We start from the raw sequence: 14,251 nt of genomic DNA on the forward strand, positions 1-14,251 counted from the left end.
CCTTCCCCTCGGACATTTTGTAACCGGGCATTTCCCGCAAGGGAGACGCTCATAACGAGGAGACCGGCATGGATCGTTCCCAGAAGGCTGACGCCGTTGCCGAGCTGAACCGCACCTTTGGCGAGGTTGGCGTGGTGGTTATCACCCGCAACCTCGGGATGACCGTCAAGCAGTCGACGGACCTCCGCAACAAGATGCGTGACGCCGGCGCGAGCTATAAGGTCTCGAAGAACAAGCTTGCCAAGATCGCTGCCGACGGCACCGATTACGCGGCAATCGCGGACCTGCTGACGGGTCCGACGGCGCTTGCCACCTCGATCGATCCCGTGGCTGCGGCCAAGGTTGCGGTCGAGTTCGCCAAGACGAACGACAAGCTCGAGATCGTCGGCGGCGCAATGGGCAAGCAGCTGCTCGACCAGGAAGGCATCAAGGCGCTCGCCTCGCTGCCGTCGCTGGACGAACTGCGTGGCAAGCTCGTGGGCCTCATCGTCGCACCGGCTACCAAGCTCGCGACGATTACCCAGGCTCCGGCAGCGCAGCTCGCGCGCGTCTTCGCCGCCTATGCGGACAAGGACGCCGCGTAAGCGGATCTTGCAAGACTTTATTATCCCGAAACATCTGATTTGATTGGAGTTAATCATGGCTGACCTTAACGCACTCGTCGACCAGCTCTCCGAGCTGACCGTTCTCGAAGCCGCTGAGCTTTCGAAGCTTCTCGAAGAGAAGTGGGGCGTCTCGGCCGCCGCTGCCGTCGCCGTTGCCGGCCCGGCCGGCGGTGGCGCCGCTGCCCCGGCTGCTGAAGAGCAGACCGAGTTCGACGTGATCCTCACCGGCGACGGTGGCAAGAAGATCAACGTCATCAAGGAAGTCCGCGCGATCACCGGCCTGGGCCTGACCGAAGCCAAGACTCTCGTTGAGTCGGCTCCGAAGGCTGTCAAGGAAGGCGTCAACAAGGACGAAGCCGAGAAGATCAAGAAGCAGCTCGAAGAAGCTGGCGCGACCGTCGAGGTCAAGTAAGCTTCTCGCTTCTCAGCGAACAGATCAGGGCGGTCCGGCAACGGGCCGCCCTTTTCTATTGTGGGTCAGCGCGGAAGGCGCTGCCCCGTGCCCGCCGCATAGCCGAGTGCCAGCGCCGCGCCCGCCAGCGATGCCAGCAATCCGACGACCAGCGCATCGAATGCCATGATCGCCCAGACCAGCAGCTCCGACTGGCCGAGCGCAAGCTTGTGCGTCGCCAAATGCAGCGCGAAGCACGGCCCATAAGCGAGCGGTACGAGCACCAGGAGAAGCAGCGCCGCCCGCCACTGGCCGAGCACCCGGCGTAGCGTCATCGCGCGGTCGTCGAACAGCGCCGCGACGATGTAGACAAGTCCGAAGAGCTGTAGCGCTGCCGCCGCCACGGCGAGTGCAGTGTTGACGCCCACTGGCATGGCCAGGCGCCGCAGCAGATCGAATGGCAGTTCCAGCGCGAACAGCAACGCGATCGCGAAGGCGATGCGGAGCAGCGCCCGCGGCGGCACTCGCACCGCCGAACCGGCCGCGCCGGTCCACCAGAAGCGCGCGATCGCCAGCATCGCCAGCACCAGTCCGGCGACCTTGACCACACCAAATGCCATGCGCAGCGGATCCGCCGCATGTGCGCGAAACGCATCTATCGAGGCGAACATGCCGATCTTGATCTCGACGACGTGCTGGACGAATTCGGGCAGGACGACGAGCGCCACCAGCGGCGCGGCGAGGCGCATGCCCCAGCCGCCGCGACGATAGAGATCGAGGCACAGCGCGCCAAATTGCTTGAACACACCCGGGCGTGCGGACGCGTCGAGCCGTTCGCCGGGCGCGGATGCGCCGGCGTTCACCAGGGTCGTCATCATGTCACTCCTTCACGTCAAGCGCCCAGTCGTCAGGGCGCGGGATCGCCTTCCCCGTCGGGATAATAAGCGAGGATGTCGCCAGGCTGGCACTCCAGCACCCGGCAGATCGCTTCGAGCGTCGAGAAGCGGACCGCCTTGGCCTTGCCAGTCTTGAGGATCGAGAGGTTGGCGAGCGTGATGCCCACTGCATCGGAAAGCTCGGTCAGCGTCATGCGCCGGGCATGGAGCTGGTCATCGAGGCGGACGAGGAGCGGCATGGCTCAGACCGTCCCTTCCAGGTCGTCGCGCATCGCGGCGCCGACCGCGAAGACACGGGCCAGGACGAACACCAGCAGCACCGCCAACCAGCCGCCGAGCGATGGATACCAGGTTGCAGTGTCGGCGCCCAAACGCGCCAGCCAATGATCGATCGCGCCGAGCGCGAGGTCGCCGAGCTGGAAGGCGAGCAGCGCAAAGCCCATGCGCCGCAGCCGCACGCCGTTCTCGGCGACGAAGGGATCGCCCGCAGCGACGCTCGCCAATATCTCGCCGAGCGCGCGCAGGAAGATAGTGGCGACGCCGACGGCCAGCAGTCCGGTAGCAAGCATCACGCGCAGACCATTGAGAATGCCGCCGGAATGGGCCGCGCCATATTTTAGGACGAGCTGCGCGACGAGCGGTCCGTGCGCCCAGAAGCTGAGCAGCAGCACTATGAAGAAGCCGGCGCCCGCTATCCAGTTCAGCACCATCAGCACGCGGACAAGCAGCCGGGTTCCGTCAATCATCGAGTCGCGCATCAGAACCTCCTTATCGATATTCAATAAGTCGCTTCTCGATATGCGGCAAGTTATTTATCGAATTACGATATGATCACGCCGCAGCGGCAGCCTTGACGAAATAGCGGTTCGCCGCCAGCGGCCCCGTCGGCGCCGGCCGGTCGAGCCAGAGCGGGCCGAGCTTGTCGCCCTGCCCCACCGTGCCCAGCATGAAGTCCGCGCCGAAGCGGCGGATACTCAGGCCCCCGCGCCAGCGCAGGTCGATGAGCACGATCGGCACGAAGATCGGCCGGTCGCCGACCTGGACGGCGTTCACGCCCTCACGCGGTATGGAGAGGCGCACGGGCATGCGCCCGCCCGCGCCCGGCGCGAGATCGAAGGGCTCCCCGCCGGGCTCCCCCGGAGGGCCACCATGGAAGGCGGCGATCACATCGTCCTGCCGGGCATGCGCGCTCATCGCGGCGAAGGCGATGCGGATATTCTCGGCGGGCGCACCCAAGGCATTGGCGAGCAGCAGCTCGAACTCGAGCACCACTTCGCGTTCCGCATAGACGATGCGCTGCGGGTGGAGAGCCAGTTCGAACGGATCGCTTGCGCGCGGGGCGGGCGCGGGACGGGCAAGGCCGGGCGGTGGCTGGACCGGCGGCGGAGGTGGTGCCGCCGCGACGGGTACGGCCTCGGTGACATCCTCTTCCTCATCCTCTTCGCGGCGGCGACGGAGCAGCAGCCAGCCGAGGAACCCGAGCAATGCGGTGCCGCCCGCTCCCGCTGCGGCCCAGAGCCAAGGCGGCGTTTGCGGTGCCGGCTCGGCGAGGGGCGCGGTGGTGGCGATCGGCTGAGACACGGGCGTGGCGATAGCCGGCGTGGGCGTGGCACGCGGCGCGGCGGAAGGCGTGGCGGCGGCGGTAACCGGCGCGGTGCCGCGCGGCGCGGGCGTCACGCGCGCGGCGGGCACAGCCCGTTGCGGTACGGGCGCGGCGCGCACGCTCGGCGTGGGAGTCGGCGACGGCACCGGCGCGGGGGTCGGGCTCGGCGTGGGAGCGATGCTGAACCGCTCGGGGATCACCCCCGGCATCTGCTGGACGCGCGGCGGCGGGACGATCACCGGCCCCGCGCTGGGGCTCGTCGTCGGTGTGTTCTGGGCACGCGACAGCGGCGCGGCGAGCGTCGCCGCAGCGGCAAGGCCGCACAGCCAGCCAGTCTTGAGCCTCCCTGCGTTCACGGGCTTTTCCTGGCGTTCCGAAGATGAACAATGGCTGCACATCGCGCGCAGTTCGCCGTATGTCGAGGGCGGATTGTCCCTCGCCTCGCCCTGCCCTAGAGCGCGGGGAAGAGGGGAGACATCGTGGAAGGCGAGCGTACGGGACCAGGACCGGCCTATATTCCGGCGATCGACGGGCTGCGCGCCGTCGCCGTCACGTCGGTGATCCTGTTCCACCTCTGGCCCTGGGCGCTGCCCGGCGGCTTCACCGGGGTGGATATCTTCTTCGTCATCTCGGGCTTCGTGGTGACCGGATCGCTGGTCGGCCGCGCGTTCACCAGCCTCGGGCAGCTCGCCGGTTATTTCTATGCCCGCCGGCTGATGCGGATCATGCCGGCACTGGTGGCGATGCTGCTGGTCACCTTGCTGGCCGCCCAGTTGTTCATTCCGGACGCCTGGCTTAGCAACAGCCTGGCCCAGGTCGGACGCTTCGCTTTTTTCGGGCTGAGCAACGTCGTGCTGGCCACCGATACCGACAGCTATTTCGGCCCCCAGGCAGCGTACAACCCATTCACCCACAGCTGGTCGCTGGGCGTGGAGGAGCAGTTCTATCTGTTCTTCCCTTTCATCCTGTGGTGGCACCACAAGCTCCAGGCCGGCGCCCAGGCGGTGCGGCTGGTGGCGATCCTGTCGGGGCTGTCGCTGCTGCTCTGCGCGGTGCTGAGCGTGTTCGCGCAGAAATTCGCCTTCTACCTGATCTTCCCGCGCTTCTGGGAGCTCGGTGCCGGCATGCTGCTGTGCCTGACCCGCGCGCGCTGGCAGCCTTGGGCGGCGGGCAAGCGCTGGCTGGCGCTGGCCGGCGCGCTGTTGATCGCGGTTGGTTTTGCGCTGCCCGAGGGGCCGCTCTTCCCCTTCCCCTTCGCGCTGCTGCCTGTGGCCGGGACGGCGCTCATCATCATGGCGATCCTGGGAGACACCGCGCCGCGCGCGCTGGGCAGCCGGCCGATCGTGGCAGTCGGTCTGCTCTCTTATTCACTGTACCTCTGGCACTGGCCGGTGTTCGTGCTGTTCCGCTGGACCTGCGGGCTGCACACGCTGAAGCTCCAGCTCGCCGCGCTGGTGATCGCGATCGTGCTGGCGATCCTCTCCTATGTCCTGGTCGAGAAGCCGTTGCGCGCCAGCCCCCGCCTTGCCGGCTGGCCGCGCGGGCGGGTGGTGACGGTCGCGCTGGTCGGCGTGGTGCTGGCCGCGCTCGCCGGGCAGCTGCTGATCGCCGCGCACGACCGGATCACGCTCAGCGTAACGCGTGACCGCTTCGCCTGGTATGCCGAGCCCACCCGTCCGCTGCCGGTAGAACTGACCGGCTGCGCGCCCAACTTCGCCGAGGAGCGCATCGCCGGCGGCAAGGTGATCATATGGACGCCGCGCTGCGCCAAGCCAGATGCCTTCACCCTGTTCGTCCCGGCGGACTCGCACGGCCTGGCCTATACGCCCGCGCTCCAGCGGCTCGCGGCGGAGACCGGCGCAACCGTGCGGCTCTACTTCCGCCCCGGCTGCCCGTATCTCAAGCTGATCGAGACCCATGCCTCGCGCCCGCGCTGCACCGGCTGGTATGCGGGGATCGAGCAGGACGTCGCCGCGCGCTCGAAGCCCGGCGACGTGGTCTTCCTGCCCGGCCTGCGCGTCACGCGCATCGCCAACCAGTTCGACAATGACCGCGACCTGATCGGCCCGCATGAGGATGCGGTCAGCGACGAAGCCTTCACCGAAGCCCAGGGCGTCACCGCCCGGCTCGCGGCCAAGGGCGCGCGGCTGGTGATCGAGGCGCCCAAGCCGATCTTCCCCAGCCCCACCTTCCGCTGCGCCGACTGGTTCGACCGCAACAACCCGATCTGTCAGGGACTGACGATCCCGCGCGAGCAGATGCTCGCGCGCCGCCGCCATGTGATGCGCGCGATGAGCGCCCTGGTCGCCAGCGAGAAGGCAATGATCCTGTGGGATCCGCTGCCGATCCTCTGCCCCGGCCAGACCTGCGAGGCGCTGCCCAGTGGCCAGCCGCTGTTCTTCGACGGCGACCATCCCAGCGGGCTTGGTAATGACCGGATCTACGCCGATTTGAAGCGGACGGTGCTGGGGGTTCGGCCGTAAGAAAAATCCTCCCCGAGCTTGTCTCGGGGAGGGGGACCGCCGAAGGCGGTGGTGGAGGGGCACGGCGGGCACCGCCGCGTTGCGGCCGCCCCTCCATCATTCGCTAACGCGAATGATCCCCTCCCCCAGCAAGCTGGGGGAGGAATTTGGAGTTACGGCACCGTCAGCGTGGTCATCGGCACGCTCGCCAGTTCAGGCTGGGCCTTGAGCTGCGGGACGACCGTCTTGAGGTCGCCCACTACCACCAGGGTCAGCTTGCCGAGCGGATAGCCGGCATTGGCCGAGGCCATCATCTGCTCGGGCGTCACCGCCAGCACCGCGGGAACGTAACGCTCGGTCCAGTCGCCCGGCAGGCCGAGCAGGTCGCGCGTCGCCAGCGTGCCGACCACTGCGCTGGAGGTGGAGTTCTGGATTGCGAACAGGCCAGCCAGATAGGTGCGGATACCCTTGCTTTCCTCGGCCGGCACCGCCTCGGTCTGCATGCGGCGGATTTCCTTGAACACCTCGTGCAGCGAATCCCCGGTATGCTCGGTGGTCACGTCCGCCTCGAAGGTCCACAGCGACTCCTCGGGCGTGAAGTTGACACCCGAATAGGGCGAATAGGTATAGCCCTTGTCCTCGCGGATGTTGCGGGTGATGCGCGAGCTGAAGGCGCCGCCCAGCAGCGCATTGGTGACGCGCTGGGGGATGTCCGCCTCACTGCCCGCGCGGTTCGCGTCGAAGCTCAAGCGAAGTGTGGCCTGGGGCGCGCCCGGGCGATCGATCAGGATCACCTGCGGGCCCGGCTTGTGCGGACTCTGCAGCGTCACCGGATCGGACCCCGCGGCCCAGCCGGAGAACGCCTTTTCGATCGCCGCCTTCACCGCCGCCGCGTCAAAACGTCCGGCGATGTAGAGATGCGCCCGCTTGGCGCCGAACTGGCCGGCATGAAAGGCCTTCACCTGGTCGATCGTATAGCCCGAAAGCTGCGCGGCGCTCGGGATGATCCGGCCATAGGGGTGGCTCGCGCCATAGACGGTACGGCCCAGCGCCACATCCGCCAGCGTGCTCGGCTGCGACAGCGCAACGGAGAGCTGGCGGCCGAGATTGGCCTTCACCCGGGCAAGCTCGCTGCTCGGCAGCGTCGGCCGCATCGCCACGTCGCCGACCAGCTGGATCGCGGCGGGGGCATATTCGGAGAGCACATTGGTACCGACCGTGGTCGATTGCATGCCTGCGCTGACATTGAGCTGCCCGCCCATCCCCGCCGCCGCAGCGGCGAGATCGGCGGCGGTCTTGCCGGCCGCCCCTTCCTTCATCAGCGCGCCGGTGACTTCGGAGAGCCACACGGCATCGCCTTCATTCACCGCGCCGGCGCGGACGCGCAGCGACACCACCGTCTTGGGCGCGACACCGTACGGGATCAGCGTGACCACCAGGCCATTGCGCAGCGTATAGGTCTCGGTCGCCGGCAGCTTGAACGGCTTGGGATCGGCGATCGGCGGCGCGGGCGGGAAAGCCTCCTGCGCCAGTGCGGGAGTGGCGGCGAGCATCGCCGCGAATGCGAGGAGCGCGCGCTTCATCACTTGCCTCCCTTGGGCTGGGCACCCGGTTCGACGACGTACACCGAGCGATTGGTCTTGCGGAGATATTCCTGCGCGGTCTTCTGGATCAGCGCGGGCATCACCTTGGCGAAGCCCTCCTCGATCCGGTTCACCGCACCCGGATCATTGTCGAACAGCGCATAGACGGCGAGCAGGTCGATCAGGCCGACCCGGCCGCTCCCGTCGATCGTGCCGTACAGGTCCGATCGCATCTTGGTGCGGGCGCGCTGCAGTTCGGCAGCGCTGACCGGCGTGCTGCGCAGCCCCTCGATCACTTCGTCCACTGCCTTGCTGATCTCGGCAGTGCTGTGCGTGGTGTCGTGGGTGAAGCTGAAGCTCCACAGCATCGGCCCGCGATAGTTGAACATATTGCCGAGATCGCCATTGATCCCGCCCGAGATCTCGCCGGCGATGCCGGTATCGGAGACCAGTTTCTTGAACAGCCGGCTGTCGTCGCCCTGGAGCAGGATCTGGTCGATCAGCCCCATGGCATACCATTCGGGCGTGCCGCGATCGGGCACATGATAGCCTGCGGCGTATCCGGGCTTGGGCGCCAGCGCATCGACGCGGCTCTTGAACTTTTCTGCGGTCTGGCGCGGCTCGGAGATATCCGGCTGCGTCACTACCGGCTTCTTGGCGATCGGGGCGAAATACTTCTCCACCATCGCACGGGTCGCGGCGTAATCGAGGTCGCCGGCGATCACGAGCACGGCGTTGGACGGGCGATAAAAGGCCTCGGAGAAGCTCTTGGCGTCGGGCACCGTCGCCGCTTCGATCTCCTTCAGTTCGCCGTAGAAATTGTGGCTGTTGTACCAGTTGGTGTTGGCCAGCATCGGCAAGTCGATCCACGGCCAGGTGCTGTAGGGCTGGTTGAGGACGTTGACCTTGACCTCGTTGCCGACAACGCCCTGCTGGTTCTTGAGCACGACATCGTCGATCACCGGGTTCGCCATGCGATCGGCTTCGAGCCACAGCATCCGCTCGAGCGCACCCGACGGGACGATCTCGAAATAATTGGTGAAGTCGAAGCGGGTCGAGCCGTTGTTGACGCCGCCCGAATTGGTGATCGTCGTGTCGAACACGCCCTTGGGCGCATGCTTCGAACCCTGGAACATCAGGTGCTCGAACAAATGCGCGAAGCCGGTGCGGTCCTTCGGCTCCACGCGAAAGCCGATGCCGTAATAGACGCCGACCGTCACCGTCGGCGCGATCATGTCCTTTGCCAGGACCACCCTCAGGCCATTGGCCAGCGTAAAATATTGCGTGTCGACATGCAGCTTGCTCGCTGCAGCCGCGCCCGCCTGGGCATGGGCCCCGGTTGGAAGCGCGGCCGCCGCAAGGGCAAGCGCGAGGCTCAAATGCTTCATTGTTCGGGACCCCCCTGGACTCGGGAACTGTATTGGCAGGTTAGCACGGCAAAGCCTGTTCAGCGCAAGGGCGTATCAGCTACCCATCAGCCAATGCACCTTGACCACCCAGAAGGACCGCATCGGCTTGCCCTGCGCGTCCAGCGCCGGCTGGAGCTTAGCGCGCTTGGCGATGCTGCGGCAGGTGATGTCGGCGAAGTCGTCGGGGCTAGTGCGCGCCAGGACGAAGCAGCCCACGACCTTGCCTTCCGGATCGACGTCGAGCCGGATCTGCACGATCCCGTTATGCCCGCCGCGTAGCGCGTTCTGGGGGTAATCCTCGGAATCGAGCCAGGTGCCGGGCGAGGTGATTGCCGATACCTCCCGCAGCCCTGCCGCCTGCTGGGCCGCGTCATAGCCCCAGCTCGCCACGAGATTGTCCATGCATTTGCGCATCTCGGCGAACGGCCGGGCCAGCGAGCCGAACTCGAGCCGGAACGGGCGCTTGCCCCGGATGGCCAGCGTCACGCCGGTGACTCGCGCTTCCTGCTCGGGCGTGATCCTGGGCGGCACATCGAGCTTGTTCTTGCGGTTCCAGCCATCGAAGCGGACGCCGCTGAAGAACATCGCGCGCATCTTGTTCGCGTCGCCCGAAAGTCCGCCGATCGCGACCGGCTTTTCGGACACGCCGAAATCCGCGGTGCCGCCGACCTTGACCTCGTCGGTCCGCAAGCGGTTGCCATAGATCGACAGATCGAACCGGTCGCCGGGCTCGTAGCGGGTGAAGCGGAGGATCACGCCGGTCTTGTCGTCGCCCATCTTCACGGCGAGGTTGCAGGCATCGCGATTGTAATCGAGCAGCCATTTGCCGTTGCGGGCGAGCGTCTCCACCGGCTTGTCGTCCGGTGCCAGAGCAGCGCGCGCGGTTCCGGCGAGACCGGCGAGCGCGAGGAGGAAAAAGAATGGCCTGATCATCGAAATCCCCCTGAACGATTACTTCTATTGGCCAGTCACGGCAGCAGCCAACTCACCGAGCTGACGAAATAGGAGCGCATCGGCTTGCCCGCCGCATCGAGCGCGGGCTCGAGCTTCGCTCGCTTCCGGATCAGGTTGCAGCTCTGCGCCCCGAAGCTGCTCGGCTCGGTCTGGGCGAGTATCTGGCAGCTTTCGATCGATCCGTCCGCCGCCACGCCGAGACGGAAGCGGACGATGCCGCTGACGTTGCGCCGCATCTGCTCCAGCGGATAGTCCTTGTCGCTGATCCAGGTCTGCGGCGACGTCGCCGGCGCGACCGGGCGCTGCGCCGAAGCCTGTTCTGCGGGGTCATAACCCCAGCTGGCCACCAGTGCCGCGGTGCAATGCCGCATCTGGGCGAGCGGCTTGGCGAGCGAGCCGAATTGCAGGCGAAGCGGCGCCTTGCCCGCCATGGTAAGGGCAACGCCGTCCACCTTCGTTTCCTGTTCGGGCGTCACGACCGGCGGCACATCGGTGAACGCGACGCGCTTCCAGGCGTCGAGCCGGGTCCCGCGGAAGAGCAGGCTTGCCAGCTTGTCGGCATGGCCGGCCAGGATGAAATGCTCGCTCGCCTGCCCGAGGCCGAAATCGAGCTGGCCCTTGGTGAAGGACCGCACGCCTTCGAACCGGGCGCCGAACAGCGAGAATTCGAAGGCGTCGCCCGGTTGATCGCGGGTGAAGCGCGCGATGACCTGGTCGGGACCCGTGCCGAACTCGGCATAGAGGTGGCAGCCGGTCTGGTTATAGTCGACGATCCATTTGCCGGTCCGCGCCACGACGTCCGGAGGGCTCTCACCCGCGCCCTCGCGCGCCGGCCCCGAACGCGCAGACGCGCCCGCAACCGCCGTCGCGAGCGCGCCGAGAAACAACATCGTCCTGATCATGCCCTACCCCCCAAACCCGGCAGAGCCTTGCAATCGGATGTGTCCGGGGCGTTACGCAAGCGCATAACGCCCCGGTTTCGTTCTATTACTTCTGTGCGTTCGCCGACTGGTCGAGCGGCACCACCGGCAGCTGCACGCTGCTCGACTGGGCACCGCCATACATCAGCGTCACCGTCGCCTTCTGGTAATCCTCGGGCTTGGCGAAGAAGATGTTCGGCACGAACTTCTGCGGGTTGCGGTCATATACCGGGAACAGGCTCGACTGGACCTGGACCATGATCCGGTGCCCCGGCTGGAACACATGGTTCACCGTTGGCAGGCGGAACTTGTATTCCTGCACCTTGTTCGCCGGGATCGCCGTGGGATGTTCGAACGAGTTGCGATAGCGGCCGCGGAAGATGTCGAGGCTGATCGGCAGCTGGAACCCGCCCATCTCCTTCTTGGTGACGTAATCGTCCGGATAGACGTCGATCACCTTGACCACGAAGTCGCCGTCGGTGCCCGTCGTCTTGGCGAAGATGTCCGCCAGCGGGGTGCCCGATACGCGGACCGGCTCGGTGAGAGGCTCGGTCATATAGGTCATCACGTCGGGCCGGCCATCGACGAAGCGCTGGTCGGTGACGAGATAGGTCGACCAGCGGCCGTCCTGGAAGTTGACCGGGCGCGGCAGATGCGGGACCGGCTTGGCGGGATCCGAGACGTAGCTGTCCGAACCGGCACCGGGCTTGTCGAAGCCCAGGCCCTCGGCGGGCTTGAGGTAGATCGGCGTCATCCTGGTGCCGCAGCCGGTATCGCAGGCGAGCGGCCACTTGCTGAGATAGTCCCAGCGGTTCTCGCCGGTGTTGTAGAAGCTTGCCTTGGCCGGCGTGAACGGCGGCGCGCCGTCCTTGAGATAGGCGTTGAAGAACGGCAGCAGGATGTCGCGGCGGGCCTGGAGCGCAGTGTCACCTTCGAAGTTCAGTTGACCCAGCGTCGAACCGTTATAGTTGAACCCCGAATGGCGCCACGGGCCCATCAGCAGGAAGTTCTTGTCTGCCTGCGGAGTCTTCTGCAGTTCCTCCCAGGCGTGGATCGCGCCGTACATGTCCTCGTGATCCCAGATGCCCTGTTCCCAGAGCGTGGGGATGTTCGACGGGTTCCTGGCGAGCAGCTTGTCGAGCGCCTGGCCCTGCCAGAACGCGTCATAGGCGACGTGCTCGCTCATCTTGTTCCAGGCCGGCAGCTGGTCATAGCCGAACTTCTTCGCCCAATCGCCGGCCGAGCCGACGCGGCGGAAGGTGTCGTAGTCGTCCCAGTCGGGGCGCGGCGGCGCCTTGCCATCGCCCTTGTAGCCCGTCTGCGCGCCGATCCAGCCGATATTGGCGAGGCGGAAGGCGCCGTTGTGGAACCAGTCATCGCCCATCCAGCCGTCGATCATCGGGCTCTCGGGCGCGGCGACCTTGAGCGCCGGGTGCGGCCCCATCAGCGCCATCACCACGGTAAAGCCCTCATAGGACGATCCGAGCATGCCGACCTTGCCGTTCGATTCCGGGGTGTTCTTCACCATCCAGTCGATCGAGTCATACGCGTCGGTGATGTGATCGACCTTGGTCGGGTTGAGCGGGCCGACCGGCGGGCGGGTGATGACATAGTCGCCCTCCGACTTGTACTTGCCGCGGATGTCCTGGAACACGCGGATATAGCCTGCCTTGACGAACAGCTCGTCGCCCTCGGGCAGCGTGTTGATCATCTTGCCGCTTTGCGTGCGGACAACGCGGCCGGCGGCGTTGTAGGGCGTGCGGGTGAACAGGATCGGCGCGTTCCTTGCGCCCTTCGGGATGATCATCACCGTATACAGCTTCACCCCGTCGCGCATCGGGATCATCACTTCGCGCTTGATGTAATCCGTCTGCATCGCGGGCGGCTGGAAGTTCGGCGGAATGTCGTTGAACGCAGCGGGCGCCTGGGCAGGCGTAGGACTCTCCTGCGCCTGGGCAGCAGCGGAGGCGAGCAGCGCCGTCCCGGCGGCGAGAGCGAGCAGCGACTTCTTGTTCATGTGATTTTCTCTCCCTGAGGAATGGCGTTTCGTAGGCCCAAAACCATGCACAAGAAAAGAGCCCGCCCCTCCCTTTCGGGAGAAGCGGGCTCTTGTGTCCCCAATATGTCAGGGATCAGGCGTGTTCGGGCTGGCCGTAGAGCTCGGCTGCCAGATCATCGACCACGTGCGGACGCGAGGAGCCGATCGCGCCGATCCCGCCTTCATGGGCAGGGCGGCCGATCCGGAACGCGGCCGAGGTGCGCGCCTCGCTGCCGTCCGGAAGCGTATAGCGCGCTTCCGCCACGACGACCGGGTTGAACGTGCGGCCAAGCTCGCCCTTCGGCACCGCTAGGTGCGCATCGACGCGAGTGCCGTCGCCCGGATCGATCGAGACCGGCGGCACGATCGTGTCGCTGCGATGCTCGGTCAGCAGGCGATCCATCTCGGTGCCTTCGGCCTCATCGGCAAGCATGAAGCTTGAGATGCGAACGTTGCGAGCCTCGGTGTCGCCCGAATTGCCGACGGTCAGCTCGAAATCGACCATCGCCTCTTCGTCGCTGGTGCCTGCGCTCACCGGGCGCAGGCCCAGCTCGAGCCACGGACGGTGCGAGACCGGCGCGGGGGCATCGGCGACACCGGCAAGGTCTTCCTTGCCCGCCTCGGCGATCTCCGCCTCCTCGACCTGCTCGGCGACTGCCACCGCGGCGACCGGCGCGATCGCCGGCGGGACCACGCGGGGATCGATACGCTCTTCGACGATCACCGGCTCGGGCGCGATGACCGGCTCGGCAGCGACGGGCGCGACATCGACCGAATCGACATAGGCCGTCTCGGCATAAGCGTCGGTGGTCACCGCCTCATCGTTGCGGCGACGGCGCGAAAGCAGGAACACGGCAATGCCGGCGATCACCAGCGCCAAGCCGCCGAGCAGCCAGGGCCAGGCGACCGAGCCGCTGCTGGTCTGAGTGGTCGTGCTGTCGACCGCCACCGGCGCGGCCTGGGGAGCCGGCGCGGTTTCGGCCTGGGGCGGGAGCGGCGCAGGCGCGGTCTCTACCGGCGCGGCGGGCGCAGTTGCTGGCGCCTGTGCAGCCGGCGCCGGAGCCGCTGCCGGAGCAGCCTGGCGAGCGGGCGCGGGTGCCGCGCGGGTAGTCGTGGTGGCCCGCGTCGTGATGCTGCGCGTCGCGGTGGTGCGCGGCGCCGGTGCATCAGCCGCGGCGGCACCGCGCTGCTGCTCCTCGACCGAGGGGACCGACTGGACCACCGGAGCCGAGGGCTGGATCACCACCTGCGGCTGGGCAGCCGGAGCGGGTGCCGGGGCCGGCGTCACCATGATCGGCGGCGGCGTCACCTGCTGCGGGGCATCCTGCGCGAAGGCAGGCGTGGAAAGGATCGCGGCGCCGATGAACAGCGCGGCACGGGTGGTACGCAT

13 protein-coding genes are annotated in these 14,251 nt (G+C 66.9%); 3 read left to right on the forward strand and 10 right to left on the reverse strand.

Annotated elements, in window-relative coordinates; translation table 11 throughout:
* The first annotated feature begins 68 nt into the window (after window positions 1–68).
* Window positions 69–584 carry a 50S ribosomal protein L10 gene (rplJ, locus tag AC1RPL_RS04750; RefSeq protein ID WP_493068102.1) on the forward strand — a complete coding sequence of 172 codons (516 nt, stop codon included), beginning with the start codon at window positions 69–71 and terminating at the stop codon, window positions 582–584.
* Between the two features lie 55 nt (window positions 585–639).
* A complete protein-coding gene (gene rplL / locus AC1RPL_RS04755; protein ID WP_493068103.1) occupies window positions 640–1,017 on the forward strand; it encodes a 50S ribosomal protein L7/L12 in 378 nt (125 codons plus the stop codon).
* A 65-nt stretch (window positions 1,018–1,082) separates the two neighbouring features.
* Here rplL and AC1RPL_RS04760 read toward each other — a convergent pair whose 3' ends face one another.
* The 4 genes from AC1RPL_RS04760 to AC1RPL_RS04775 form a co-directional block, all read right to left on the reverse strand.
* Window positions 1,083–1,871, reverse strand: a complete 789-nt coding sequence (locus AC1RPL_RS04760; protein ID WP_493068104.1) for a hypothetical protein — start codon at window positions 1,869–1,871, stop codon at window positions 1,083–1,085.
* Window positions 1,872–1,903: 32 nt separating this feature from the next.
* On the reverse strand, window positions 1,904–2,131 hold the full coding sequence (locus AC1RPL_RS04765) for a helix-turn-helix domain-containing protein (RefSeq protein WP_493068105.1): 228 nt from the start codon (window positions 2,129–2,131) through the stop codon (window positions 1,904–1,906).
* A gap of 3 nt (window positions 2,132–2,134) precedes the next feature.
* The gene (locus AC1RPL_RS04770) at window positions 2,135–2,650 is read right to left on the reverse strand and encodes a DUF2975 domain-containing protein (protein WP_493068106.1); all 516 of its coding nucleotides are present in this window, start codon (window positions 2,648–2,650) and stop codon (window positions 2,135–2,137) included.
* 73 nt (window positions 2,651–2,723) lie between these two features.
* Window positions 2,724–3,851 (reverse strand): hypothetical protein, encoded by a 1,128-nt coding sequence (locus tag AC1RPL_RS04775; protein WP_493068107.1) that lies wholly within the window; start codon window positions 3,849–3,851, stop codon window positions 2,724–2,726.
* Window positions 3,852–3,974: 123 nt separating this feature from the next.
* Here AC1RPL_RS04775 and AC1RPL_RS04780 point away from each other — a divergent pair, with 123 nt between their 5' ends.
* On the forward strand, window positions 3,975–5,978 hold the full coding sequence (locus AC1RPL_RS04780; RefSeq protein WP_493068108.1) for an acyltransferase family protein: 2,004 nt from the start codon (window positions 3,975–3,977) through the stop codon (window positions 5,976–5,978).
* 152 nt (window positions 5,979–6,130) lie between these two features.
* On the opposite strand, the gene AC1RPL_RS04785 is transcribed toward AC1RPL_RS04780, so the two are convergent.
* The 6 genes from AC1RPL_RS04785 to AC1RPL_RS04810 all read right to left on the reverse strand — a co-directional run bounded on the left by AC1RPL_RS04785 (window position 6,131) and on the right by AC1RPL_RS04810 (window position 14,251).
* Window positions 6,131–7,540, reverse strand: coding sequence for a M16 family metallopeptidase (locus tag AC1RPL_RS04785; protein WP_493068109.1), 1,410 nt, complete (start codon window positions 7,538–7,540; stop codon window positions 6,131–6,133).
* A complete protein-coding gene (locus AC1RPL_RS04790; protein WP_493068110.1) occupies window positions 7,540–8,928 on the reverse strand; it encodes a M16 family metallopeptidase in 1,389 nt (462 codons plus the stop codon). Before AC1RPL_RS04790 ends, AC1RPL_RS04785 begins: the two co-directional genes overlap by 1 nt.
* Before the next feature lie 75 nt (window positions 8,929–9,003).
* Window positions 9,004–9,882 carry a TonB family protein gene (locus AC1RPL_RS04795; protein ID WP_493068111.1) on the reverse strand — a complete coding sequence of 293 codons (879 nt, stop codon included), beginning with the start codon at window positions 9,880–9,882 and terminating at the stop codon, window positions 9,004–9,006.
* Between the two features lie 35 nt (window positions 9,883–9,917).
* Complete coding sequence (locus AC1RPL_RS04800; RefSeq protein WP_493068112.1) at window positions 9,918–10,805, reverse strand: energy transducer TonB; 888 nt, start codon at window positions 10,803–10,805, stop codon at window positions 9,918–9,920.
* 85 nt (window positions 10,806–10,890) lie between these two features.
* Window positions 10,891–12,840 (reverse strand): CocE/NonD family hydrolase, encoded by a 1,950-nt coding sequence (locus AC1RPL_RS04805; RefSeq protein ID WP_493068113.1) that lies wholly within the window; start codon window positions 12,838–12,840, stop codon window positions 10,891–10,893.
* A gap of 115 nt (window positions 12,841–12,955) precedes the next feature.
* Complete coding sequence (locus tag AC1RPL_RS04810; RefSeq protein ID WP_493068114.1) at window positions 12,956–14,251, reverse strand: hypothetical protein; 1,296 nt, start codon at window positions 14,249–14,251, stop codon at window positions 12,956–12,958.

This window comes from Sphingomonas sp. GW821-FHT12D09, from assembly GCF_058807215.1.

Bases quoted from the DNA above. Each gene is read 5' to 3' on its own strand.
- rplJ (WP_493068102.1), top strand. From the start codon at position 69: ATGGATCGTTCCCAGAAGGCTGACGCCGTTGCCGAGCTGAACCGCACC.
- rplL (WP_493068103.1), top strand. From the start codon at position 640: ATGGCTGACCTTAACGCACTCGTCGACCAGCTCTCCGAGCTGACCGTT.
- AC1RPL_RS04760 (WP_493068104.1), bottom strand. From the start codon at position 1,871: ATGACGACCCTGGTGAACGCCGGCGCATCCGCGCCCGGCGAACGGCTC.
- AC1RPL_RS04765 (WP_493068105.1), bottom strand. From the start codon at position 2,131: ATGCCGCTCCTCGTCCGCCTCGATGACCAGCTCCATGCCCGGCGCATG.
- AC1RPL_RS04770 (WP_493068106.1), bottom strand. From the start codon at position 2,650: ATGCGCGACTCGATGATTGACGGAACCCGGCTGCTTGTCCGCGTGCTG.
- AC1RPL_RS04785 (WP_493068109.1), bottom strand. From the start codon at position 7,540: ATGAAGCGCGCGCTCCTCGCATTCGCGGCGATGCTCGCCGCCACTCCC.
- AC1RPL_RS04790 (WP_493068110.1), bottom strand. From the start codon at position 8,928: ATGAAGCATTTGAGCCTCGCGCTTGCCCTTGCGGCGGCCGCGCTTCCA.
- AC1RPL_RS04795 (WP_493068111.1), bottom strand. From the start codon at position 9,882: ATGATCAGGCCATTCTTTTTCCTCCTCGCGCTCGCCGGTCTCGCCGGA.
- AC1RPL_RS04800 (WP_493068112.1), bottom strand. From the start codon at position 10,805: ATGATCAGGACGATGTTGTTTCTCGGCGCGCTCGCGACGGCGGTTGCG.
- AC1RPL_RS04805 (WP_493068113.1), bottom strand. From the start codon at position 12,840: ATGAACAAGAAGTCGCTGCTCGCTCTCGCCGCCGGGACGGCGCTGCTC.
- AC1RPL_RS04810 (WP_493068114.1), bottom strand. From the start codon at position 14,251: ATGCGTACCACCCGTGCCGCGCTGTTCATCGGCGCCGCGATCCTTTCC.